Source organism: Pseudovibrio sp. W64, assembly GCF_001623145.1.
Classification (GTDB): Bacteria; Pseudomonadota; Alphaproteobacteria; order Rhizobiales; family Stappiaceae; genus Pseudovibrio.
Genome location: NZ_LMCI01000038.1, coordinates 835,428 through 859,419, shown reverse-complemented (window position 1 = coordinate 859,419; position 23,992 = coordinate 835,428). Strand labels below are relative to the sequence as shown.

Genomic DNA, 23,992 nt, shown 5'->3' with positions numbered 1-23,992 from the left:
AACAACATTGCAAAGACATAGGGCTTACTGCGCCTATAACTTTCACCATCTGTAAAGGATTAGAAACGATCGCGATTGGGTTATCTTTTGAAGTGCCCTGGCACGCCTCAAAATTCATTATGTTCACCCTATGTTCCAAATCTCATATCGACAGAGAACATAAAGATAACCTTTTAATTGATGCGGTAGGAATCCAGAACTTTCATGCTCATATCAACCACGCGATAGAGCTGTTCTTTTTTGGCGCCATCCTTACATTGACTGGCCAGTCCCTGCAGGGTTGCGGCATAAAAGCGGGCGAGTGTTTCGATATCAGTGCCGGTCTTGAGGCTTTCTTTGCAATCGGTGAGTTTGCGCGTAATCGCGCCTACCATGGTGTTGCGCAGATCGGTGATCTCTCTGGTCAGAATACTGTCCTGGGTGGAGATCTCCAGTAAGCCAGATGACAGAAGGCATCCGTCTGACTCTGTTTTATCGCAGAGCACATCGACGCATTCGTAAAGGGCGACACGAATGGCATCACAGCAGTTGGAATGCATGGCAAAGCCAGAAAGCAACCTGCGGCCATAATTTTGCAGGTACCACCTTGTGGCTGCTGCATAGAGTTCTTCCTTATTGGAAAAGGCCCCTTCTACAAATTCATGAGGAACGCCCATAGCGTCCACGACATCATCTAGGGAAGTGGCATCATAGCCGCGCTTCCAAAACATTTTGACCGAGGCTTCCAACATGGCCTCTATGTCCGGAGATATTGTTTCCACGTGCATTTCATCCTTTATAGGCATAAGTACATATTACGCGGCCATGGATAAAGAACAACTGATTATTAATGCTAGGAAAATTACGATTAAGGCCTGATAGACAAGATCCGGACAAATTGAGTATTTCGCCTTTTCGCAGCCTCATTTCGTGCCGGATTTGAGCGTTCTATTTCACAAAAAAACGGACTGACACTGAGGGCTGCCAGTCCGCTTGTTCTGATCGTTTTTGCTCACATGCACTAATGTATGACAGGCTGGTTCTCCAATCTTTCAAGGCTGGCATCAGCGAGATTATACAGGTCGGTGCGATCTACCCCATCACAAGCCTGCTTAATGAGGATCGCCATGACTTCGGTATAGAACTCTGCAAGCTCATTGGGTCTAAAACCCGAGGTGAAGCACTGTTTGCAGTTCTCCAGTTTTTGATAGATGCGTCCGTGGACCTGCTCTTTGAGGTGCGCCATTTCTTTGGCGATGACGCCGTCGGTATCAGAAATCTCCATAAGCTCAACAGAGAGCAAACTGCCATGTGGGCAGTCATCTTCGCAAAACAGTTCAATGCATTCGTAAAGGGCAATACGGATGGCTTCGACAGGGTTGGAATGCATGGCAAAGCCGGAAAGGATCTGGTGCTCGTATCTGGTCAGGTACCATTTGACCACATTCGAGAACAGATTGGCCGTGTCATGAAAAGTCTTGGATAAACGCTCTGTTGGAACGCCCGTCGCTGTGCTGATTTGCCCAAGCGACGTTGCTTCCACCCCAAAATCTGAGAACTCGTGGATGGAGGCTTCGAAGGTTTTTGTCAAACTGATCGGGGTCGGTCGGTTCGTCTTAACGGTCTCGATTTGCATCGAAAATCTCCCGTATCTTTATTGAACGAGCATTCAATCTTAGGCCCATTTACGTATGCAGCAACTTACCCTCAGGCGAACGAAATCTATCCTTAACAAAGAGGAGCGGTTTGCCTCAGCTTTAGTGAAAAATGATGTAACCAACTGTTGTGGCGTTATATTATTACGATTTATTTTATCGATTCTTTGTTCTGCTAAAGGAGTATGACCTAACGTCTGCTGTCTTCGATTGTGGCAAGATTTCGATGGTTTGTCGCAGCGAAATAGAAGCCTGTTACAAAGTCAATCAGGGCAATTGAGTGTCCAGATTAAAGCGGCAGGCTGAGACGAGCCATGATTGCCTGCTCCAAAGCCTCAGTTCAAAAAGCCTTTTGAAAAAATACAACTCAAGGGGGGCAAAAGTTGACAGGCACCCTCACCTAAAAAAAGAGCCTGACAGATATTCATTTCTGTCAGGCTCTTCGGTCGAAATGTGCTGGGCGTACTCATTTTCGGTAGGCTTCCAGCAGCTCCAGACTTAAATCTGCCACGCGGTAGAGCTCATCGCTTGGGATGCCGTCTGCTGCCTGACTGGCGAGACCTCTGAGCGTTGTGATGTAAAAGCGCGCCAGCACGGGTATGTCTGCTGTGTCCTTCAAGTGGGTCTTGTTGCTGTTCAGCTTCATCAAGATGGTGGCGTAGACCTTACGGCGCAGAGACAGCAGCTCCGAGATCAGGATCCGGTCACTGTTGTTGACGGCAGCCAGAGCGTAGGACAACAGCTTGGCGTGCTCACACTGCTTGTTGCAGAACAGTCCGATGCATTCATAGAGCGCACCGCGCAGAGCTTCTGTGGGATTGGAGTGAAGCGCAAACTCTGACAGGAGCTGTCTTCCATACTGATCCAGGTACCACATCACTGCAGTGCGATAGAGATGTTCTTTACTCTCAAAGTTCTCATTGAGGAAATGATAGGAAACACCTGACTGGCGGCACACATCATCAATGGACGTGCGGTGCACACCGAGGCGCCAGAATACTTTGAGGGATGCTTTGAGTGCTTCCTGCATTGACTGTGGGAACGTCTCGGTGAAGTTAATGGTATCACTATCCATCGTCAGCCTCCCTTGGTGTTGGGCAATTCATACCAAAAGCATAGGTGACAGGAGGCTTGGAACAACAAACTCAAGAGTGCATGGGAAATACCCTTAACAGTATCATTCACGATACTCTGATATATTATGTAAATGACATTCTTTAGTTTGCGTAATATTGCAAAATAAAAAAGGCGTGATTGCGTAATTTTATTAGCAATTCACGCCTAATAACGCATTTTTTGCGCCATTTCCTTTATCAGAAACGACGAGATGCCTGCAGTACGCTCAAACTGTGTTCTGCGATTTTATGCAGTTCTGTCGGGCAGTTAACGTCTCTTGCCTGAACAGCCATGCCTTGAATTGTGGCGCCAAAGAAGCTGGCAAGGGCCGGAAGGTCAGTTCCTTCGACAAACTGGGTTTCACAGGCTTTAAACTTATCTGCGATGATCTTGATGGTTTGCTGGCGTAAATCAGCCAATTTACGTGCCAATGCGCCTTGAGCATTAGAACTTTCGACCAATCCGGTAGCGATCATACAACCAGAAGGATGGTCTCCACCGACGAAAACCTCCACACATTCATAAAGAACGGTCCGGATTGCTTCATAAACACAGGAATGCAGAGCAAGGCCAGACAGCATTTGCCGGCCATAGCTTGCCGAATACCTGTCGATTGCAGCCAGGTACAGTTCCTCCTTGGAGGAATACGCTGCATACAGACTTGGTGGTGTAATACCCATGGCAGTGACTAGCTCATTTATCGAAGTCGCCTCATAGCCCTGTTGCCAGAACAGGACACTTGCGATCTCCAGTATTTTTTCTTTATCCAACCGACGGGGTCGACCGCGGGGGGCTTTTTCCATTTCCATAGCGATCACTATATATATTGATTGAAATTTTAATCAATCATAGTTTTACCAAGGGTCTTCCTTTGGTTTCTGGCATTATATCACTTCCTTCACCCACACATTACTGATGCATATCAAACTGTTATGCAAAAACCCGTAGCCAATTTCGCCGCGTTTTGGTGCCTGTCTCTCCGGCTAAGGTATAATGACAGATTGTCGCAGCCCCTTGCGATCAGCCGGTCCGTTCCCCAATACCCCAGAGATAATGAGGTCCAGTGTTCAGCTTCCACTTTCTTGTATGGATCAGGAAATCTCTTTCTTTGCTCCACAAAAAAGAGCGGCACTGAGGCCGCTCTTGATGTTGCTTTTGCTTTGAAGTGTGGTGTTGGCTACGCCTTAACGGCAGCAGACAAGCCCAGCAGGCTTTTGGAGTCGAGCACGTTATCCAGGTTGGCCTGAACTTTAAACATTCCGCCTTCACCAACCTTATAACCAGCCACACCGGTGCATGCTTTTTGCACGGTCTTACCGCCCATCACCTCAGAGGACAGGCTCATCAGAGCGTTTTGCGCTTCTGTGCGCTGGCCGTAGATCTGTGGCACAATCGACTTATCATTTTCCGGACGACCTGCATTCAGGCTTTCCACTTCCATGAGACGCGCTTTGACAGCTGCATCCAGATAGCCTGTACGATCCTTGCCGGACATGCAGTTGATTGCAGGAACAGCTCCGGTTTCATTGGCAATCAGGTTGACCAGAACGGCAACACCATACGCATTGCCTGCGGAACGGCGCTGCTTGCCATCATTGACCGCCTCATGCAGCTGGGTACTATAACTCTCAAGACGGGCAACTTTACTTGGATCGTTGGCCCCTATTGCATCGGCTTTAGCCTGCTCCACCATTTCGTCCAGTTTACCAATGAGCGGTTCGTTGTGGTTGTCAGCCCACTTCCAGCCAGTGAGACGATCCCCCAGATGTTTGCCGATGGAGCCAGAGAACAATCCCAGTTTCGCAAAGCCGTTGACGCCCATGCTGAACGGCAGCACTTCGACCTCTACATTGACTTCAGTTATGCCTTCTCCCGGCAAGTCGACCGTGATGGTCTGCTCGCCCTGTGCGCGGCCCCATGCTTCCTGTTGGCCGGTTTCATAGGTCTTTGCCTTGGATGCTGCGGTCAGCAGTGAGGTTGAAACAATCTTCAGCGGGAAAGGCTCTCCCGGGTGATCTGTGCGCCATGCTACAATGTCAGCTGCTTTGGTGGATGCTGCTGCTGTTACCACTTCCTGGGTTCGGGTGTCTGCGCCCTTTGTGGCCAGCTCAGCATCATGTTTGACACCGAACGGGAAGTTCACGCCATGACGGACTGCTGCGTAGGAGGTGGTTTCGCCTTTCAGCTCGCTGACCCACAGGTTTACCGCGTGATCTGTTTCAGAGGTTGCCGTTGAGCTGATGCCGTGTTTTTCATCGGCCTGATAGCCCCCTGCCAAAACTTCCAGTTTTGCTGCTGGTGTAGTGGTGGCTGTGAAGGAGCGCTCTGTCAGTGCAGCATCGCCAGAGGCACCCAGTTCTCTTTGCGTTGCCACATCCAGCTTGACGGTCTCAGTCGTGGTCTGCCAGTTGGCCTCAGTCTTGTTCAATGACTGGGTTATGTGAGCGGACATGTGCTGCTGAAACTCTTTCTTCAGCGTTTTGATATCACTCTTGGAGAGTGTTGTTCCCTCAGCAGAAGCTGCCAGTTTGTAAGCTGAGATGACTTCCTTCTGGATGTCTTTGTTCAGTGCTTTGGAAGCCTTGGCGACACCTTTGATATCATCAGGATTTTCTGCAATCTTTGCATCCAACCGATCAAACGCTTCGTTGATGCCCACTTCTGCTTTGATCTCGAAGACATCACCGTTTCCACAAACACCAGCACTCAGCAATTCTTTAACAGCGTGGTGTGCGGCTGGTCTTACATGGGTTTCGGCCCGTTCCTTGATGTTTTCGACAGATGTCGCAAGGCTCTTGTTGTTTTCGGTAAACTGAGCTGTTTTTGTGTTCACCAACTGTTTAGTGGCACCCGCTGCAGCCGGAGCGGTTTCCGCTTGGGATGCACGTGAACTGCCCGTGAAGAACGCCTTGATGCGGGTGAGGACGCTCTGGGTCTCTCTGCCCTCTGCTGGCGTGTTTACACGTGCTGCCAAGCTGTGATGGGAAGAGCCTGAGATTTTTTCTCTGACATATGCAACAATTTTAAACAGGCCACCATCCTGGCTCCGCACTTCAGTTGATTTTACGGCTGTGTTTTCAGCGGTATTGGTGTTTGCCTGATTTACAGATGTAGTTTCAATAGGTTGGACAGTTGTCGATGCCGCGACCGTCGGAATTCCCATGCCTAGTTCCCTTAGTTTTGTCTTTTAGCGGCGCTTTGAGCGCGTTCTTGAGACAAAGCATATGGAAAGCTGAGAGGCGTGATGTGCCCTTTGGCACGCCTGTGGGTTGATTGTCTCTGTTAGACAGAGTTCAAATCAAACATCCCGTTTAAAGGAGCACCCGTGTCGAACTTTCAAACAGCCGCTAATGAATTCCTTGAAAGCATTGATTTAAGCCCGATGCTGGAGGATGACCTCGACGGCGAACTCGTGCTTGAAATTAATCAGAATTTCTCTCTGGTATTCGGCTTTGATCAGACCACAGAAACATGCGTGCTCCGCATTCTCTTCAATGACTTGCCAACTGATACCCGTGTTCTCACGGAACTGCTGCAAAACAGCAATACGCTGGATGTGGCGGGTTACAACCTGACCTTTGGCCTTGAGGTTGCCCATTCCTCAGCCTATGGCGAAATCCGCATTCCAGACAGCGACATTGACGTTACGCATCTGAAGCAGGTCTTCCCGGTCTTCCTTCAGGTCTCAGAATGGTATGCAGAAGTGAAAGCCGGTGCGGCCCCTGAGCTGTCGGGCCAGGACCACCCACAAATGTGGATGTAACTCCTGAGACTGGCCTCGTGCCTTTGAGACAGAGATAGCGCAAAAACAAAGCCAGCTCCGCACAAACGGAACTGGCTTTGCTAAATTCACTCGGTTTGCTGAGATCAGCGCATGGCTTCTACAGCTGCCTTTGCGCAGGCTGCGTCATTTTCCATGGAGCTGCCCGCAACACCGATACCGCCCACCAGAGCACTTTCACCCACAATGATTGGCAGGCCGCCTGCAATGCCAAGAATACCCGGGAACTGTTTGAAGACCGGTGCCTTCTCCAGAACCTCGTTCACCTGCTCTGTTGGCATGCCCCAGGACAAAGATGTGTTTGCTTTGAGCGTTGCGCCTTTGTAGCTGGCAGGCAGAGCCTCATCCATGCGTGCAGACGCCACAACATCCTCTCCCCGATCCAGAATAACGATGGACATGTTCCAACCGTTTTCCTTTGCCAGAGCCACACAGGCGCTTACGCCTTTGCCTGCAGCATCAAGGCTCAAATAAGGACGGGTATGGTCCTGAGCGGTTGCCGCGCTTGCTACCAGTGCCAGAGATGCCCCTAAAAGAAGCGATTTTGCATTAATATTCATGAATTTATCTCGCGTTCCGTTTTCCCACGTGCGCGCGGACTTAATTTTAAAATTGTGTCCGAAGCAAGGGTGCCCAGCGCAAACCTGAGTTTATCCAGTAACTTTTATGAACTGCCTGACGATACGATGGAATTTTTGACAAGAAAAGACCCGCCTGACGCAATCAAGCATCAAGCGGGCCTTTTTTGAATTCAGCAGACAGCTGAAATCGATGAGCTAGATTAGCCTACGACTTCGGTGCCGGAGAACCAGTAAGCGATTTCTTCAGCAGCTGTTTCAGGAGCGTCAGAACCGTGTACGGAGTTTTCGCCGATGGACAGAGCGAATTCCTTACGGATGGTGCCTTCAGCAGCATCTGCAGGGTTGGTAGCGCCCATGACTTCACGGTTTTTCGCGATTGCGTTTTCGCCTTCCAGAACCTGAACGATAGTTGGAGCGGAAGACATGAATTCTGTCAGTTCACCAAAGAATGGACGCTCTTTGTGTACTGCATAGAAACCTTCTGCTTCACGCAGGGACATCCAAACGCGCTTGGATGCAACAACGCGGAGGCCAGCTTCTTCGAGCTTAGCGGTGATAGCACCGGTCAGGTTGCGTTTGGTTGCGTCCGGCTTGATCATGGAAAACGTGCGTTCAATCGCCATCGTTATTACCTGCAGTTTGTCACGAGCTTCCGAAGGGCAGCTCTCATTAAAAATCTTTTTCCTGTAGCGCCTTAACAAAGCGCCACAAAGGTTCGCGCGAGATATACTTAAACTCTCCCTTAAAAAGCAAGAGGGTATATCCGTATTCCCACGTTGTCCTGCGTGAAAACTGCAGAAAACAGGCGATTATGACTCATTGATGACGGTTGCAATGCTGTTATCAGCCCTGCTCCGAGGCACCCCTCCCGCCTCTTCCGTATGGGCCCTTTGATTTTAAGGGGAGGTTTTCCCAGGGACACGATGACGCGAATGCAGGCTTTTGGCGAAAAGGGTTGAGGTTCCAACAGGTTCTGGCGCAGCATAGATAACTACGTCTTTCGGGTTGCGACTACACGTCTCCCCCTACGGCTGGTTTTGTTTGAGATGGGTCAATTTATAGAGGTTCAAAGGCGTGCATTGTTCTTGCAACAGACATAGCAAGAGGACACCCCTATGAAAGCAGCATTTGTAATGTATGCCTCCTATAACAAGTGGGCTAACGATCTATTGCTTCAGGAATGCGACCAGATCACTGCGGAAGAGTACCACCGTGATCTTGGCGTTTATTTCAATTCCATTCATGGCACCATGGATCACCAGTATGTGGCAGATAAGGTCTGGCTCTACCGCTTTACCGGCCAGGGCGACCCGATTGACAGCCTTGACGAACAGTTGACCGGCGACCTTGCAACCTTGCAGGAAAAGCGCCGTCTGCTGGACGATCGTATCTGCTCGGTGATTGATCAGATGCAGGAGAAAGACTTCCTGCGCACCATGATCTATCGCACTGTGCGCAAGCCACTGGTGATGCAGCAGCCCCTTGGCGCTGCGCTGTTCCACTTCTTCAACCACCAGACCCACCACCGCGGACAGGTGCATGCCATGCTGACCCAGCTGGGCCGGACGCCTGCGGCGCTGGACATGATCTACTTCCAGCGTGAGACCGGGCAATGGATGGCAAAAGAAGAGGACATGATTACCGCCTGACGAAAGGCAGCTGATTTCGCCTGATAATCAGGCGTGTGCTCTTGTTTCTCCCTGAAGAGGTCAATTATGATCTGGTATTGATCATGATCTTTTCAGGGATGCATTTATGGAGCGTGTTACAAAGCCCGGCAAACAGTCCGCTCAGGCGCCCTTGCCTGATGACGTCGCGGCGGTATTTGCCGCTTACCCTGAGGACAAACGCGTCCGTCTGCTGGACCTGCGCTCGCTTATCCTGGACTGTGCCCAGCGCTTATATGGCCCCTCCTCTTTGACAGAGACGCTGAAGTGGGGTGAGCCTTCCTATCGCCCTTTGCCAAAGCATGGCGGCACCACGGTGCGCCTTCACTGGAAACCCAAGTTTGGCAATCGGGTCGGGCTGTTCGTTCATTGCCAGACAGCGCTCATTGCAGACATGCGCACCCTTTATGGCGATGTGCTGAATTTTGAAAGCAACCGCTGCCTCTGGGTGCCTGTAAATGGCACTTACCCACGTGATCCCGTCGAGCACTTTTTGGCGGAGGCATTCAGGTATGGGAAGAGGTAGGCCTAGCGGCTACTAAAAATGCGCAGAAACCTGTGATTTGCCTGCATCTGTAGAAATTTATTCGATCACGCCTCCTATCAAGACTTGCCAAGCGTATCTTAAGGGGGCAAACAGCGTGGCATGCTTCAGGTTTCTAATCTTACATATCGCATTGCCGGGCGTCTTTTGATCGACAATGCCTCCGTTACTATTCCAAGTGGTGCGAAAACCGGTCTTGTCGGGCGCAACGGCGTTGGCAAGTCTACGCTGTTCAAGCTGCTGTGCGGTGAGCTGTCCGTTGAGAGCGGCAGTGTGCACATGCCGCAAAAGGCGCGTGTGGGTCAGGTGGCTCAGGAAGCGCCGGGCACGCAGGAAACGCTTTTGGAAGTGGTTCTGGCGGCTGATACGGAACGCACCGCTCTTTTGGCTGAGGCCGAAACGGCTGAAGATGCGCACCGTATTGCGGAGATCCATACGCGACTTGTCGATATTGAGAGCCACAGCGCTGAAGCGCGGGCCTCTGCGATCCTGAGCGGACTGGGCTTTTCTTATGACGAACAGCAGCAGCCGTGTGCCAACTTCTCCGGTGGTTGGCGTATGCGTGTTGCGCTTGCAGCCTTGTTGTTTTCCAAGCCAGACCTGATGCTGCTTGATGAGCCGACCAACTACCTCGACCTTGAAGGTACGATGTGGCTGGAGAACTTCATTGCGCGTTATCCGTATCAGGTTGTTCTGATCAGCCATGATCGCGACCTTTTGAACAATGCGGTCGACAGCATTGTGCATATGGATGGTGGTAAGCTCACCTTCTATCGCGGTGGTTATGACAGTTTTGACCGTCAGCGCCGTGAAACCATTTTGCTGCAGAAGAAGGCGGCTGATAAGCAGGAAAAGGCACGCAAGCACATTCAAAGCTTCGTTGACCGTTTCCGCGCGAAGGCTACCAAAGCGAAACAGGCGCAGTCTCGTATCAAGATGCTTGAGAAGATGCAGCCAATTTCCGTGCTGGATGAAGGTTCAGGACTGGAGCTGCACATTCCGCAGCCTGAGGCCAAGCTTTCTCCGCCGATCATCAAGCTGGAACAGGCTTCTGTTGGCTATGATGACACGGTGATCCTGAAGAACCTGACGCTGAACATTGACCATGACGACCGCATTGCTCTTCTTGGTGCCAATGGTAACGGTAAATCGACCTTCGCCAAGCTGATTGCCGGGCGCCTTGGATTGATGTCTGGTGATATGACTAAGGCCACCAAGCTGAGCACTGCGTTTTTTGCGCAGCATCAGCTGGATGACCTGATGCCGGAGAGCAATCCGATTGAGCATGTGCGTCCGCTAATGCCGGGTGCGTTGGAATCCAAAATCCGCGCGCGTGTGGACCGGTTTGGTTTGCCGACAGACCGGATGCTGACCCCTGCCAAGGATCTTTCCGGTGGTGAGAAAGCCCGGTTGCTGCTGGGCCTTGCCACGTTCCACGGACCGAACCTTGTTATCCTCGATGAGCCGACCAACCACCTTGATATCGACAGCCGCGAAGCCCTTGTGCATGCGATCAACGATTATGACGGTGCGGTCATTCTCATCAGCCATGACAGGCATCTGGTAGAGGCCTGTGCAGACCGGTTGTGGCTGGTTGCCGATGGTGGTGTAAGAAACTTCGACGGCGACATGGCGGAGTACCGCAAGCTGATCCTGAAGGGCGACAGTGGCTCCAAGTCCAAAGTCGCGGTTGAGGAGGACAGCGAGAAAGCGAATGCGCAGGCGCGCCGTAAGGAAGCTGCTGAGCGCCGTGCCAAAACTGCACCGCTGAAAAAGAACATTGAAGCTGCGGAAAAAGAGATCTCCAAGTACCAGAAGTACATCAAAAAGCTAGATGCCCTGCTGGCTGATCCGCGCATCTACACCGAGGCACCGGACAAAGCAAAACAACACGCCATCCGCCGTGCCGCCTATGTGAAGGTGCTGGAAGAGACCGAAGAGAACTGGCTGAAGATGTCCGCTGAACTGGAAGAGCTGACAGGCGGCTAGGCTTATCGCTTTCGAGAGATTGTTATGCCCGGGACTGGAAGCAGTGCCGGGTTTTTTATTGCTACGTGTAGAGCGCCTTATGCATCCCTGTCGGACATACCTATGTCGGTAGCTTCCCCCAACGGGAAGGACCGGCGTAGCCCAAATTTCATGGCAAAGGCCAGGATCAAAGCAGTCAAGACTAACATGAGTGTTGCGAAGTAAGCGTCACTTGGCTGGTTGGTGCAGACACTTCCCTTGCAATGCATTGCGACCAGAGATGGCTCGCGCCTGTCGCCCTGCAACTTAAGCAGTTTTAAATGTGTGCGCTCGCTGAGGATATGGCTTTTGTCGCGCTCGTTCATAACCACGATCGCTTTGCCCGCAACCTCGAGACTGAGCTTTGCAAATTCAACAGCGCGCTTTTGAGCATCTTGCTTGTAGGAACTTGAATATCTGAGCGCAGGCCACCAAGCCTGCATAGGGACGAAAGTGTGCAAGAGAATTGGCAAACACACCAACAGCCCAAGCTTCACCAGCGGTTGCGTCATCAGGCCTCTTCCAATTCAATAAGTTAGTTATAACAATCGGTTAACTTAATTTTCTAATATACAGATTCACCGGCTTCACAAACTGATTCAAGTGAACGGCTCACACCATGTTAGGCCTTAGAAACCAGTTTTGACAGGGCTTTCATTCGGTCGCTTTTCGAACCTGTCAGCTCCACCGTTTCGGGCAGGACATCCAGCAATCCGAGCGTGTCATCGCGAAGAATTTGCTTCAGACGGGTGTCGGTTTGTTTCCGCAGTTTGGGGTATTCGATGGTGGTGGTGATCTCATCAGGTGAGATAAGCGGAAGGAAGATGATCAGGTCCAGTGTGGTGAGGGCTTGTTCGATCTGCCTCAGGAGCTGACCTGACGGCTCCCATTCATCGTCGTCTTGTTCACTCAGCACTTCCAAATAAGCCATGAAATCCAGCGGGCAGCGATCGAAGATTATGTTTTGCTCTGCACCGGAAGTGAGGATCGTTTTCAGGTTGTGGCTCAGCTGCTCTGTGAAGCTTTCGATGGAGGGCTCATCTGAGAGTGCAACGCCCTGCTCTGCCAGGTCCCAATAAGGCTCCTGAGTGGCTTCATAGTTCAGGTGTTGATCGGCGAAGTCCTCTATGAGTGTTGTTTTGCCGCTGCCGTGGGTTCCAGTGATTGCAATCCTCATGCTGCCCCCTGAAGATAAAACGTCTCTCTCCGTGCTCGAAGTGAGGCGCTTGATTGTTCTCTACTGACACTCGGCTCTAACCCTTGCGTTTCAGCTCCAGCCAGATGTGGGGGATGTTGCGGCCATCGTCTTTGTGTTGAACGAAGGTTGTTCTTGAAGCCTCTTCGAAGCCATCACCGTAATACTCTGCGATCTCTTCATCCGTCAGTGGCCATGGCGGGCCAGAGCGGTCGCCGGTGCCATCATAGTACCGCCCAAGGATGATCAGCGAGCCGCCGGGGGCGACGAGGCTTTTGAGAGGTTTGACCACATCACCACGCATTTCGATGCCGATGGCCTGCAGGGTAAAGCATTCGTAGACCAGATCGAACTTGCCAACCCAATCTGCTGGCGGGTTGAACAGATCTGCACAACGGAACTCGATTTCACCAGATGGGAAGCGCTTTTGCGCCCATTCGATAGCTGTGGGCGCTACATCAAAGGCGGAGGTTTTCCAACCAGCCTCAAGAAGCGCATTGGCGTTATCGCCCAGCCCGCAGCCCACATCCAGCGCGGTGCGCCCCTCACCCTTGTTGTGTTCCAGCCATTCCACTAATGGCGCTTTTGGCTTCAGCTCGGCCCACGGGATCTCGTTGGTGTCGCCATCGGCAGTGGTGTAGACTTGCTCAAACCAGCTTTTGCGGTTTTCCCAGCCCCCACCATTTGCGCCTTCCAATGTATCCAGACGCGCGCGTAGTTGTTTTCGATGGTCTATGTCGTCAGTGGTCATGCTTTGCGATCCCATCCGCCATTGTCGGTCTGCGCCCAGTATGTGAGTTCATGGTCGCCGTTTTTGACCTCCAGCCAACGCTGCCGGGCTTCTTGCAAGGCATCCTGATCGTTGCCGTCAAACATATAAACGACGCGCTTGTACTGCGCCGGATCTGGCAGAGGCGCGCGGTCTACAAGAAAGCGGACAATTGCCTCATTGGGATTGTCGTTTTCCGTTGTCAGGTAGATGGGCTGAAATTCCGGATGGCCTTCCTTTTTGGTGCCATGAGGCAGGAAACCATCGTCAGAATAGGTCCAGAGATAAGAATCAATGGCATCACACCGTGCTTCCGTTCCAAACTGGATGGTGACAACCCATTCTCTCTCCAAGCACTTTTCAAGGAGAGTGGGCAAGGCCCGTTCCAGCGGAAATTTAGAGAGCTGGTAGAACAGCACTTCACTCATATTCTGGTTTCCCGTTTATCCGGCAGGCTTTTTGCGTCCTGCAGCCCGATACGTCGTGCGTCGCATGCTGCATCAGGCTGCGCATGGAATATGTAAAGCCCAAATCACAGTGTTTCTCAATTGACCACATTTTATCCTAAAAATTGTCGTGAATGATCCCAATTACATCGGGATATTCATAGGAATCGTTGATAAACCCAACCCAGACGCTTTATAGGGCTAGACTTAACCTCATTCCTGGGGAATTTCGGTGTGGTGTTAAGCTTAGCGAAACCGACGCCAAATTATGGAGGGTGAAATGCTCTCATCTCTGTGGTGTTGTGGGACCGCAGGCATTGTATATTTAGGAAACGACCAAATGGCAGCGCGTATTGTATTGTTTTTTGCTCTTGTATCCGGTCTTGTTGGCGTAACTGCTGCAGTGGGTGCAATGCTTCCAGAAGCCTCCAGCTCCTGTACTCATTATCAGACCTGCTGATTGACTGGAAAGCCAACTAATTCTTTCAAATATAAAATTTTCTTTGAATATAGCGCTTAGCGCATTGAACTCTTTTAAAATCAAGAATGCCCCTCTTCAGTTTGAAGTGGGGTTCTTTTTTTGCCGTCATAGAGAAGTCTCTGTAGTCTCAGTGATGAGCAGCAAAAAAAGGCCAGCCACAGCTTCTGTGACCGGCCTTTTTTCATTTAATTTAGCGCAGGCATTTTGTTGCCTGATGCAGGGCTTAACCTTCGTAATGATCTTTGATCATGCGGTTCAGTGCGCGCACGCCGAAGCCAGATGCCCAGCCCTGAGAGATTGCGTTTTTCTTGGAGCCCATTGCAGTGCCGGCCACATCGATGTGTGCCCACTTGGCCTCATTCGTGTGACGCTGCAGATAAACAGCTGCAGTGCTTGCACCACCCCAACGGCTGCCGCCGGTGTTGCGCATGTCTGCATTTGGAGTGTCGACCATCTTGTCGTACTCATCACCCAATGGAAGACGCCACATTTTTTCTGCAGTGGTTTCACCAGCTTCGCAGATCTGCGCTGCCAGCTCATCATCAGCAGAGAAGACACCTGCGCGGTGGCCACCCAGAGCAACCAGACAAGCGCCCGTCAGGGTTGCCAAGTCTACCATGAACTTCGGTTCAAAACGGCTTTGCGTGTACCAAAGCGCATCACCCAGCACCAAGCGGCCTTCTGCATCGGTGTTGAGGATCTCAACGGTCTGCCCAGACATGGTTTTGACGATGTCGCCTGGACGGATCGCGTTGCCATCTGGCATATTTTCCACCAGACCCAGCACGCAGATTGCGTTGACTGCAGCTTTACGGCCAGCAAGAGCTTTCATGAGGCCGATGACAGCTGCGGCGCCGCCCATGTCGCCCTTCATGTCTTCCATGCCAGCGCCCGGCTTCAGGGAGATACCACCTGTATCAAAAACAACGCCTTTGCCAACGAATGCGATTGGAGCTTCGCCTTCCTTGCCACCATTCCATTTCATGATAGCCAAACGGGAAGGACGAACAGACCCCTGACCAACGGCCAGTAGCGCATTCATGCCCAGTTCCTGCATCTCGGCTTCGTCAAGGATCTCAACTTCCACGCCGAATTCAGAGAGCTGTTGTGCTTTTGCAGCGAACTCAACCGGGCCAAGCGTGTTGGCAGGCTCATCAACAAGAGTACGTGCGAGAAGTGTGCCTTCTGCTACAGCCTCAGCTTCTGCCCAGAGTGGCGCCACTGCTGCTGCATCCTGCACCTTCAACGTGATTTCGCAGGCTTTGTCGCCGTCTGCTTCTTTCTTAACAGTGCGGTAGGTGTCGAACTTGTAGCCACGCAGCAAAGCGCCCTGCGCAAAATCTGCTGCCTGCTGAGCAGTTGCTGCTGCTGGGAAGGTCACTTCTGCACCTTCTGCTTTGAGCGCTAGCAATTTGCCCGCAACTTCACCGCCCAGATTAACCCAGTCCTGCTCTTTCAAATCGTCAACTTTGCCAAGGCCTGCAACGATCAAACGGTCTGCATCCATACCTTCTGGAGCGAGCAAGTGCATGATGCCGGACTTCTTACCTGTGAAATCAGCAGTTTTTGCAGCGCGCTCAACAGTTTTTCCAGCAGAGCCCATCACACCCTCAGCTTCTGCTGCAAAGCTGAGTTCTTCACCTGCAAAGACGACCTGAACGGGTGCTGTTGCATCAGAATACTGCGCGATCTTAATGGATGTGAATTGCGTCATTATGTCGTTTCTTTCCTCGGGATGACCTGCGATAGGCAATTTCTAGCAGAATATGCTAGCGACCACAGGCGGACGCGTGGTCCAGCTACTCTTAAAATTCATGGCAGAACATGGCGCGATAATGGTCCCGTTTCAAGGCTATGTGAAGAAACTTGCGAGTTTATTCATTAAAAGATCCGGTGATCCGGCTTTCTGCCGTATTCCGTGTTATTGAGTGGACTTGAATCATTTTGCGGCTTGGCCTCTCCCATAACGAACAAGAAAAGGTTCTGTTGCACGGCACAATGAAAACTATTGAACGCTACATCGTCAAACGCAGCTTTACCGCCTTTATTGTGACACTGGCCGCCATGACTGGCGTCGTCTGGTCCACCCAAGCGCTGCGCCAACTGGATCTGGTTACTTCAAAAGGCCAGACCCTTCTGCAGTTTGGTTACATTACAGCACTGGCTCTGCCTTTCCTCATCCTGATCGTTGCCCCCTTCGCAATGATGCTGGCGTTTATAATCGTGCTTAACAGCATGTCCCGCGACAGTGAGCTTATCGTCATCAACGCTTCGGGCGCTTCCAAGTCGCTTGTTCTTCGGCCGATCATGGTATTTTCGCTTACGATCACGGCCCTGATGTACTTCCTGTCCATGTATCTGTCCCCGACAGGCTTGGCGGAACTGCGTAGTGAGCTGACACGTGTGCGTGTTGATCTGGTCGCCAACATCATCAAGCCCGGGCGTTTCATTCCGATTGAAGAGAATCTGACCTTCCACATCCGAAACAGAAGCGGCGATGGGGTCCTTGAAGGCCTTTTGCTGGATGATGCCCGCGATCCGGAGACCTCATTTACCTACACGGCTGAAACTGGGCGAATTATCGAGGCTGCGGACAAAACACTGCTTGTCATGATTGATGGGACGATCCAACGCCGCCCGAAAGGTGGGCAGGATATGTCCATCGTCAGCTTTGAGAGTTATGGCTTCGATCTGTCCTCTATGATTCCCGAAGCTCGGGAGCCAACATTCAAGGCAAGTGAGCGTCCAACCTTCGAATTGCTGAGTGCAAGCCCTGATGATTCTTACGCCGCAAAGCATTGGGACAAGCTAGTTGTGGAATTCCACGACCGTTTAAGTGTCCCGCTTTACCCTATTGCCTTTGGCCTGATCATCTATGCTTTCCTGGGTTCACCCAAGACCACTCGTCAGGACCAAGGCCTTGCAATAACAACAACAATCGCAGTTGCGACCCTGCTCAGAACAGCAGGTTTTGGCGCAACGCTCATCGTGAGTTCAGCTCCAGATATGTTCCCATTGCTCTACGCAATCCCAATAATCGCAATTGCGCTTGCTGCGTGGTCCATTAGCCTGAACAGAAGACCTTGGTTTGTTCAGCGTCTGGTCGATGGAACACAAAGCCTCTTTAATGGCATTGGTCGTGTGTTCTCCAAATTGGTAGGCCGCAAGAACCAAGGGACAGCAGGACTGTAATGACCGGAAGAACGCTTAATCTTTACATATCCAAACGGTTTTTGAAGTCGATTCTGGCCCTCTTTCTGTTTGCCGCAGTGTTGATCTTATTGTTTGACGTGCTTGAGCTTGTTCGTCGTGGTGGCGATCGTGAGGGCTTCTCCCTTCTGCGCATTGCTGCAATCTCTGCCTTGCGTGTCCCACTTCTGCTTGAACAGGTCATACCGTTTGCCGTCCTTTTTGGCTCAATCTGGGCGTTTGTCACGCTCTCCAGAAGCCTTGAACTCGTAGTTGCACGAGCAGCTGGTATTTCGGTCTGGCAGTTTACTGCCCCTGCTCTTCTGACTGGCCTGTTCATCGGCATTGCTGCTGTGATTGGCTATAATCCTGGCGCGGTTTATCTGCAGCAGAAGTCCGATGAAGTGGCCGAAGGCTTGTTCAGTGTGGAGCAAACTTATTTGCTGGAAGGATCTGGCGAGGTTTGGCTCAGGCAGAATGGCACTGATGGTGAATCCGTTCTTCACGCACGCCATACTAGCGGGCAAGGCGCGTCACTCAATGGTGTCACGATCTTCTCTTTTGATCGCCAAGGCCAGTTCTCAGAGAGAATCGAAGCACGGCGCGCTGTTCTAGCTGAGGGCATGTGGCGGCTAACTGATGCTGTTGTCTATGCTGTGGACACTGATCCACAGCATTATGGGAACTACTCTGTCAGTACTTTTTTGACCCCGACGGAGGTCAAGGAGAGCATAGGTTCGCCGGAATCTATTAGTTTTTGGAGTCTTCCACGCTTTATTGAGTTATCCCAAAGGGCTGGACTACCCGCGTATAGGTATTCTTTACAATATCAGACTCTTCTAGCCAAACCCCTGTTACTTGTGGCAATGATTGTCATTGCTGCTGCTGTTTCGCTGCGTGTATCGCGTTTTGGGGGGATTGGCCGCTTGATCGTTTGGGGCATTATTGCTGGTTTCGTGCTTTATGCCGTTTCCGAAGTCTCAAAGGATCTGGGCGGTGCTGGAATCGTTCCCACAACGGTTGCAGCATGGGCACCTGGCGTATTTGGGGTTCTTATGGGTTTTACAATTCTGTTGAATCAGGAGGATGGTTGATGGGTTCGGCCTTGATCCTGAAACAGAAAATCAAGCGAGTTGGTGCTGGCTGCGTATCGCCAGAATACCTTCGCACTGTCTCTGCAGTTGCTCTGCTGTGCGGCGCTGGCCTTGCGGTCCTCAGCGCGCCTGCTGTTGCGCAGATCGACCTTTCACAGTCTGCTCAGCAGGCTGTCGACACATCTCAACCAATGTTGCTTGAAGCTAAAGAGCTTCGCTATGATTTTGACAATGACGTCATTATCGCGACGGGTAGTGTTGAGATCTACTTTGACAACTACACATTGCTCGCAGATCGTGTGACTTACAATCGTAAGGACGGCAAGTTTTCTGCGCACGGCAATGTGGAAATGACAGAGCCTGATGGCAATCTCATTCTTGCAGACAATCTGACTTTGAGTGATGATTTCTCTGAGGGCTTCGTCAATGCTTTGCAGATTGACACTCCTCAGTTTACGCATTTCGTTGCTGAGAGCGCTGAACGCTCTAATGACAACATCACTACACTGAGGAATGGTACTTATTCTGTCTATAAGAAGGCTCCCAAGCCTCCGTTGTGGCGGATCAAGTCAACAACGATCATCCACAATCAGCAAAAGCAGCGCATCTATTTTGAGGGTGCTTCCATTGAGCTGTTCGGGAATACGATCGCTAAGATCCCTTACTTCTCAATTGCTGACCCATCAGTCGGTCGCAAATCCGGGTTCCTTCTGCCTCGTTTCGTCACTAAGAACCGCCTCGGTTTTGGTGCCGCGATTCCATATTACTGGTCCCTTTCGCCAACATACGATCTAACCGTGACACTCACGCCGCTCACGCAGCAGGGTGTACTGGGCCAGCTGGATTGGCGGCAACAGTTTGACACTGGTTCCTACAATATTTCACTTGGCGGGATCTCTCAGGCAGACCCAAGTGCCTTTAATGGCTCCAGCGGCGATGTACGTGGTCGCTTCATTGTCAATACAGACGGAAGCTTCGATCTGAGTCAACGTTGGCAAACCGGCTGGGACATTACTTATGCAACCGACCGGGCATTCCGCCAAGATTACGGCTTTGCTCGTTTTGGTAGCGCTCAAGAAGTATCTCGCATTTACTTGCAAGGCGAAACAAAGCGCAATCTCTTTGATGCAAATGCATATGCCTTCCAGATTTCACAGGAAGACAACCCAAGCCCAACCCAGCCAATGAATCCGATTGGGCCGTTTTCTCAAGTCAATGCAGACCTTCAAGAGAAGCAGCCTTTTGTTCATCCTGTTATAGACAACGCGATTTATTTCGAAAAATCTGTTGTTGGTGGGCAACTGAATTACGATGGCAACCTCACAAGTCTAACACGTGAGACGACTGATGCGTTCTCAGTGAATGGCCAGAATCGTTTTCGTGGTGTGGAAGGAACGTTTACTCGTCTAAGCGCGAATCTGACCTGGCAGCGCACACTTATCGATCCGATTGGTCAGGTGTTCACACCGTTTGCCTATGCAAAGACCAACCTGTATTTTCTCGCAAGTGCAGATAATAATGTGACAGCTCTTTCAGATGAGTCTGTTGTCTTCCGAGGTATGCCTGCGATTGGTTTGGAATACCGTTATCCATTCCTTGCAACATTTAACGGTGGCAATCAGGTTATCGAGCCCATCGCACAGATCATTGTTCGTCCGAACGAGGCGGCAATTGGAGAACTGCCAAACGAAGACGCACAGTCTATCGTGTTTGACGCTTCCACGCTGTTTGAGTGGGATAAATTCTCAGGCTTCGATCGTAATGAGGGTGGCACTCGTGCAAACTTAGGTTTGCAGTACAAGCTGCAGTTTGACAAAGGGTCGTTTATCAGCGGCTTATTTGGTCGCTCCTTCCAGCTTGCCGGCCAGAACTCCTATTCAGTTCCAGGCATTCTCGATTCAACAGGCGACTCTGGCTTGCAGACTGCAGGGTCTGACTATGTGACGAGCCTTTATTTCGACACCAACACTGGTTTCCGAGTTGGCGGGAACGCACGCTTTAGCGAACATGACTTTGGCGTAGAACGGGCAGAAGTCAGCGCAAGTGGTCGTTATGGTCCAGCTTCGACAGTTCTATCCTACGCCTATTTGGCGGAGCGTCCAGACGCTGGGATTGATGAACAGCGCTCTGAGCTTGTTGGTGCCTTAAATCTGAACTTGCAGGAAAACTGGCGTGTCTTTGGTTCACTGCGTTATGACATGATCAACGAGAACATTGTTCAGGACACTGTTGGTCTTGGTTATGACGACGAAGGTTTCTCCGCTTCACTCTCGTACGGCGAGGACAGAAGCCGGAACAATGGTGAGCCCGTAGAGCGGATCTTCTTCTTCCGATTCGGTCTCAGAACCATTGGAGATACCAGCCTTTCGACCTCAACTTCTGACTCATCCCCAAATGATTGAGTAAGTAGATAAGCTTAAACCTCTGGCTGTGCACAGGAAATAGCCAGAGGCATGACAGAATGTCGCCTACATTTGTTATTATTAGTTTGAATAAATTTTTCCGGGCTGCACCCTTCTAATTTGAGTCAAGCTGTGCCAAATATGCACCAGTGCTATCTAGGGAGCGTCCATTGAGGGCAATCGCCTTTGGGACGGAGAGCTTAACAAAATGAAACTTACTCGCTTCTGTGCTTCGCTTGTTGTCGCTGCCAGCATGCTGGCGCCACTTGGTCCGATGCTTACTTCTGCGGAAGCCGCAAGTAAAATCGTTGCTGTCGTCAATGGCCGTCCGATTACCAGTTATGAACTGCAACAGCGGTCTAAGCTTATCACGCTCACCACACGGGCACCGTCCAGCGTTGCCAAAAGGAAAGCTAAGGATGAGCTGATTGATGAAGCGCTGAAGCTTGAAGAGGCAAAGCGGGTCGGAGTTTCAATCGCTGACAAGAAAGTTGATGATGCTTTTGCAACGATCGCACAGCGCGTTAAACTCTCGCCTTCTCAATTCAAGCAAGCGCTTTCTCAAAGCGGTGTTAATCCTCGCACACTGAAAAATCGCCTTCGTGCTGAAATTTCCTGGTCTGAAGTTGTCATGCAGCGATTTCGCGCGACCGTTCGGATTAATGAGTCAGACGTGATTGCTGCTCTTCAGGGCAAAGAAAACAAAGATGACAATGGTGCAACCAGCGTTGAGTACGATCTGCAGCGCATCATTTTTGTCGTCCCTAAGAAGTCCAGCAAGTCCTTCAAAAACAAACGCGTCACTGAAATGAAGAAGCTTCGAGCCCGCTTCACATCTTGTGAAGAAGGAACGCGCATTGCATCCGGTTTGAATGAAGTTATCGTGCGTCCAATCGGCAAACGCCTTGAAACTGATCTGCCAGCAGCCTTCGTGCAAAAGCTGAATAAAATCTCTATCGGCCGCGTCACAGCGCCTACCCCTGTAGACTCCGGATTTGAGATGATTGCTCTTTGTGGTAAAGAGACAATCAACAGTGATGCGACTGCGCGAAGCACTATCGAGGGCGAGTTGCGGAATAAAAAAGGGCAACAGCTTTCTCGCCGTTACCTTCGTGACCTGCGCTCCAATGCTGTAATCGAGCAGCGTTGATCGCCTGATCAGCAGCAGGAGATGTTTTTTTATTATGCGCAGAGTGAAATTGGCGCTCGCCCTGACAATGGGCGAGCCTGCAGGTATTGGACCTGATATTACGCTTAAAACGTGGAAAGTTCGCTTTGAACAAGCTGTTCAGCCGTTCTACGTCCTATGCGATCCAGAGCTCCTCAAAGCCCGCGCAAAGCATCTCGGATTGAAAATCCCAATTAAAGTGGTGGAACCAGAAGCCGCATGTGACTGTTTTGATGAGGCTCTTCCGGTGGTTCCTCTCTCTGGCCCGGTCCAGGTTAGTCCCGGCGCTCCTTCTGGCACAAATGCTGCTCTTGTCATCGAATCCATCGAGACTGCGGTACGGCATGTGAAGGATGGCAGGGCTTCAGCGGTTGTCACCAACCCTATCTCCAAGAAAATCCTTTATGACGCTGGTTTTCATCATCCGGGTCACACCGAATTTCTTGGCGATCTGGCGAAAACCTACTGGGACAAGGACGTGGAACCAATCATGTTGTTGGCTGGTCCTGAGCTGATGGCTGTTCCGCTTACGGTCCATGTTCCAATAGTGGACGTACCAAAGCTGGTGACGAAGGATCTCATCGTCGACCGTTGCCGGGCCATCAACAAAGACATGATCGAACGGTTTGGCATTGCCTCACCACGTATCGCGATTGCAGGTCTCAACCCTCATGCAGGTGAAGGTGGCGCTATGGGGACGGAAGAGATCGAAACAATTTCTCCAGCTATTGCCCAACTGCGCAGTGAAGGCATAGATGCTCGTGGTCCTTTGCCCGCTGACACCATGTTCCACAGTGAAGCGCTGGATACCTATGATGTGGCTGTAGCCATGTATCATGATCAGGCGCTCATTCCTGTCAAAACTCTGGCCTTTGATGAAGCTGTGAATGTGACACTCGGCCTCCCCTATGTGCGCACATCACCTGATCACGGAACCGCATTTTCCATTGCGGGAACGAATAAGGCCTCTCCAAACAGCTTGATGGCTTCCCTGCGCCTTGCAGCAGCCCTCGCACAACCTGAGCTCGTTTAATGGCACAAATTGATGATCTGCCACCTCTGCGTGAGGTGATTGCAGAGCATGGGCTCGATGCCCGCAAATCCCTTGGTCAGAATTTTCTTCTGGACCTCAACCTTACCTCGCGCATCGCCCGCAGTGCCGGGGATCTGAGCAACTGCACCGTTGTTGAAGTTGGCCCAGGCCCCGGTGGTTTGACACGCGCCTTGCTTGCTGCTGGTGCCAAGAAGGTGGTTGCGATTGAGAAAGACACGCGATGCTTGCCTGTGCTTTCTCAGATTTCAGAGCACTACAATGGCAAGCTGGAAGTGATTGAGGGTGATGCCCTCAAGTACAATCCTGCTGACCTTGCTGACGGCTCGATCAAGATTATCGCTAACCTGCCTTACAATGTGGGTACGCAACTGCTGCTTGGGTGGCTGACAACTGATGAGTGGCCTCCGTTCTGGGATTCTCTGACATTGATGTTCCAGAAAGAAGTCGGACAGCGCATTGTTGCTGAAACAGGCAATAAAGCCTATGGCCGCCTCGGCGTTTTGGCAAACTGGCGGTGTCATACGGATATACTTTTTGATCTGAACCCAAAGGCTTTCACCCCTCCACCAAAGGTGACGTCCGCTGTTGTGCAACTACACCCGCGCGAGAAGCCTCTGGAGTGCCCTTTGAAAGCGTTAGAGCGAGTAACCGCTCATGCCTTTGGTCAGCGCCGTAAAATGCTCAGAGCAAGCTTAAAAGGCCTTAAGCCAGATGCGGAGGATCGTATCGAAGCTGCCGGCCTCAAGCCAACTGCCCGCGCAGAAGAGATCGATGTGGCTGGCTTCATTGCCCTGGCACATGCTTTTGACAAGAAATAGAGCAAGCTCGTTCAGTTTCTAACCTGATAAAGCCTTGAGATTTTAT

The 23,992-nt window shown here is 51.1% G+C and carries 22 protein-coding genes; 10 read left to right on the top strand and 12 right to left on the bottom strand.

Features of this window, described 5'->3' with window-relative positions; genetic code table 11:
* Positions 1 to 173: 173 nt before the first annotated feature.
* The 5 genes from PsW64_RS20540 to PsW64_RS20520 form a co-directional block, all read right to left on the bottom strand.
* The gene (locus PsW64_RS20540) at positions 174 to 767 is read right to left on the bottom strand and encodes a TetR/AcrR family transcriptional regulator (protein WP_244272075.1); all 594 of its coding nucleotides are present in this window, start codon (positions 765 to 767) and stop codon (positions 174 to 176) included.
* A 233-nt stretch (positions 768 to 1,000) separates the two neighbouring features.
* The gene (locus PsW64_RS20535; RefSeq protein WP_063304774.1) at positions 1,001 to 1,615 is read right to left on the bottom strand and encodes a TetR/AcrR family transcriptional regulator; all 615 of its coding nucleotides are present in this window, start codon (positions 1,613 to 1,615) and stop codon (positions 1,001 to 1,003) included.
* 485 nt (positions 1,616 to 2,100) lie between these two features.
* Positions 2,101 to 2,709, bottom strand: coding sequence for a TetR/AcrR family transcriptional regulator (locus tag PsW64_RS20530; RefSeq protein WP_063291870.1), 609 nt, complete (start codon positions 2,707 to 2,709; stop codon positions 2,101 to 2,103).
* 238 nt (positions 2,710 to 2,947) lie between these two features.
* Positions 2,948 to 3,559 carry a TetR/AcrR family transcriptional regulator gene (locus PsW64_RS20525; protein WP_208980904.1) on the bottom strand — a complete coding sequence of 204 codons (612 nt, stop codon included), beginning with the start codon at positions 3,557 to 3,559 and terminating at the stop codon, positions 2,948 to 2,950.
* 368 nt (positions 3,560 to 3,927) lie between these two features.
* On the bottom strand, positions 3,928 to 5,913 hold the full coding sequence (locus PsW64_RS20520; protein WP_063304773.1) for an inositol phosphate phosphatase SopB: 1,986 nt from the start codon (positions 5,911 to 5,913) through the stop codon (positions 3,928 to 3,930).
* A gap of 162 nt (positions 5,914 to 6,075) precedes the next feature.
* Here PsW64_RS20520 and PsW64_RS20515 point away from each other — a divergent pair, with 162 nt between their 5' ends.
* On the top strand, positions 6,076 to 6,513 hold the full coding sequence (locus PsW64_RS20515) for a hypothetical protein (protein ID WP_057465348.1): 438 nt from the start codon (positions 6,076 to 6,078) through the stop codon (positions 6,511 to 6,513).
* 104 nt (positions 6,514 to 6,617) lie between these two features.
* Here PsW64_RS20515 and PsW64_RS20510 read toward each other — a convergent pair whose 3' ends face one another.
* Positions 6,618 to 7,091: a GlcG/HbpS family heme-binding protein gene (locus tag PsW64_RS20510; RefSeq protein ID WP_057465349.1), complete on the bottom strand. Its 474-nt coding sequence runs from the start codon at positions 7,089 to 7,091 to the stop codon at positions 6,618 to 6,620.
* A gap of 221 nt (positions 7,092 to 7,312) precedes the next feature.
* The gene (ndk, locus tag PsW64_RS20505; protein WP_057465350.1) at positions 7,313 to 7,735 is read right to left on the bottom strand and encodes a nucleoside-diphosphate kinase; all 423 of its coding nucleotides are present in this window, start codon (positions 7,733 to 7,735) and stop codon (positions 7,313 to 7,315) included.
* Between the two features lie 492 nt (positions 7,736 to 8,227).
* On the opposite strand from ndk, the gene PsW64_RS20500 reads away from it, so the two are divergent.
* The 3 genes from PsW64_RS20500 to PsW64_RS20490 all read left to right on the top strand — a co-directional run bounded on the left by PsW64_RS20500 (position 8,228) and on the right by PsW64_RS20490 (position 11,312).
* Positions 8,228 to 8,761 carry a DinB family protein gene (locus PsW64_RS20500; RefSeq protein WP_057465351.1) on the top strand — a complete coding sequence of 178 codons (534 nt, stop codon included), beginning with the start codon at positions 8,228 to 8,230 and terminating at the stop codon, positions 8,759 to 8,761.
* A 106-nt stretch (positions 8,762 to 8,867) separates the two neighbouring features.
* A complete protein-coding gene (locus tag PsW64_RS20495) occupies positions 8,868 to 9,305 on the top strand; it encodes a DUF1801 domain-containing protein (RefSeq protein ID WP_063304772.1) in 438 nt (145 codons plus the stop codon).
* 120 nt (positions 9,306 to 9,425) lie between these two features.
* Complete coding sequence (locus PsW64_RS20490; protein ID WP_057465405.1) at positions 9,426 to 11,312, top strand: ABC-F family ATP-binding cassette domain-containing protein; 1,887 nt, start codon at positions 9,426 to 9,428, stop codon at positions 11,310 to 11,312.
* Positions 11,313 to 11,389: 77 nt separating this feature from the next.
* Here PsW64_RS20490 and PsW64_RS20485 read toward each other — a convergent pair whose 3' ends face one another.
* The 5 genes from PsW64_RS20485 to PsW64_RS20465 form a co-directional block, all read right to left on the bottom strand.
* Positions 11,390 to 11,842, bottom strand: a complete 453-nt coding sequence (locus PsW64_RS20485; protein WP_063291864.1) for a hypothetical protein — start codon at positions 11,840 to 11,842, stop codon at positions 11,390 to 11,392.
* Positions 11,843 to 11,952: 110 nt separating this feature from the next.
* A complete protein-coding gene (locus PsW64_RS20480) occupies positions 11,953 to 12,507 on the bottom strand; it encodes an ATP/GTP-binding protein (protein WP_063304771.1) in 555 nt (184 codons plus the stop codon).
* A gap of 76 nt (positions 12,508 to 12,583) precedes the next feature.
* Positions 12,584 to 13,276: a class I SAM-dependent methyltransferase gene (locus tag PsW64_RS20475; RefSeq protein ID WP_063304770.1), complete on the bottom strand. Its 693-nt coding sequence runs from the start codon at positions 13,274 to 13,276 to the stop codon at positions 12,584 to 12,586.
* Positions 13,273 to 13,722 (bottom strand): DNA polymerase III subunit chi, encoded by a 450-nt coding sequence (locus PsW64_RS20470; protein WP_063288455.1) that lies wholly within the window; start codon positions 13,720 to 13,722, stop codon positions 13,273 to 13,275. The genes PsW64_RS20475 and PsW64_RS20470 overlap by 4 nt, the downstream gene beginning before the upstream one ends.
* Positions 13,723 to 14,444: 722 nt before the next feature.
* The gene (locus tag PsW64_RS20465; protein ID WP_063299400.1) at positions 14,445 to 15,935 is read right to left on the bottom strand and encodes a leucyl aminopeptidase; all 1,491 of its coding nucleotides are present in this window, start codon (positions 15,933 to 15,935) and stop codon (positions 14,445 to 14,447) included.
* Positions 15,936 to 16,219: 284 nt separating this feature from the next.
* Between PsW64_RS20465 and lptF the strand changes: the two genes are divergently transcribed.
* The 6 genes from lptF (at position 16,220) to rsmA (ending at position 23,946) form a co-directional block, all read left to right on the top strand.
* A complete protein-coding gene (gene lptF, locus PsW64_RS20460; protein ID WP_208980903.1) occupies positions 16,220 to 17,413 on the top strand; it encodes an LPS export ABC transporter permease LptF in 1,194 nt (397 codons plus the stop codon).
* Positions 17,413 to 18,504 carry an LPS export ABC transporter permease LptG gene (gene lptG, locus PsW64_RS20455; RefSeq protein ID WP_063304768.1) on the top strand — a complete coding sequence of 364 codons (1,092 nt, stop codon included), beginning with the start codon at positions 17,413 to 17,415 and terminating at the stop codon, positions 18,502 to 18,504. The genes lptF and lptG overlap by 1 nt, the downstream gene beginning before the upstream one ends.
* Entirely contained in the window at positions 18,504 to 20,906 is a 2,403-nt protein-coding gene (locus PsW64_RS20450) for an LPS-assembly protein LptD (protein ID WP_063304767.1), read from the top strand. Before lptG ends, PsW64_RS20450 begins: the two co-directional genes overlap by 1 nt.
* A gap of 208 nt (positions 20,907 to 21,114) precedes the next feature.
* The gene (locus PsW64_RS20445; RefSeq protein ID WP_063291857.1) at positions 21,115 to 22,056 is read left to right on the top strand and encodes a SurA N-terminal domain-containing protein; all 942 of its coding nucleotides are present in this window, start codon (positions 21,115 to 21,117) and stop codon (positions 22,054 to 22,056) included.
* A 34-nt stretch (positions 22,057 to 22,090) separates the two neighbouring features.
* Positions 22,091 to 23,107, top strand: a complete 1,017-nt coding sequence (pdxA, locus tag PsW64_RS20440; RefSeq protein WP_063304766.1) for a 4-hydroxythreonine-4-phosphate dehydrogenase PdxA — start codon at positions 22,091 to 22,093, stop codon at positions 23,105 to 23,107.
* Positions 23,107 to 23,946 carry a 16S rRNA (adenine(1518)-N(6)/adenine(1519)-N(6))-dimethyltransferase RsmA gene (gene rsmA / locus PsW64_RS20435; RefSeq protein WP_063304765.1) on the top strand — a complete coding sequence of 280 codons (840 nt, stop codon included), beginning with the start codon at positions 23,107 to 23,109 and terminating at the stop codon, positions 23,944 to 23,946. Before pdxA ends, rsmA begins: the two co-directional genes overlap by 1 nt.
* The last annotated feature ends 46 nt before the right edge of the window (positions 23,947 to 23,992 follow it).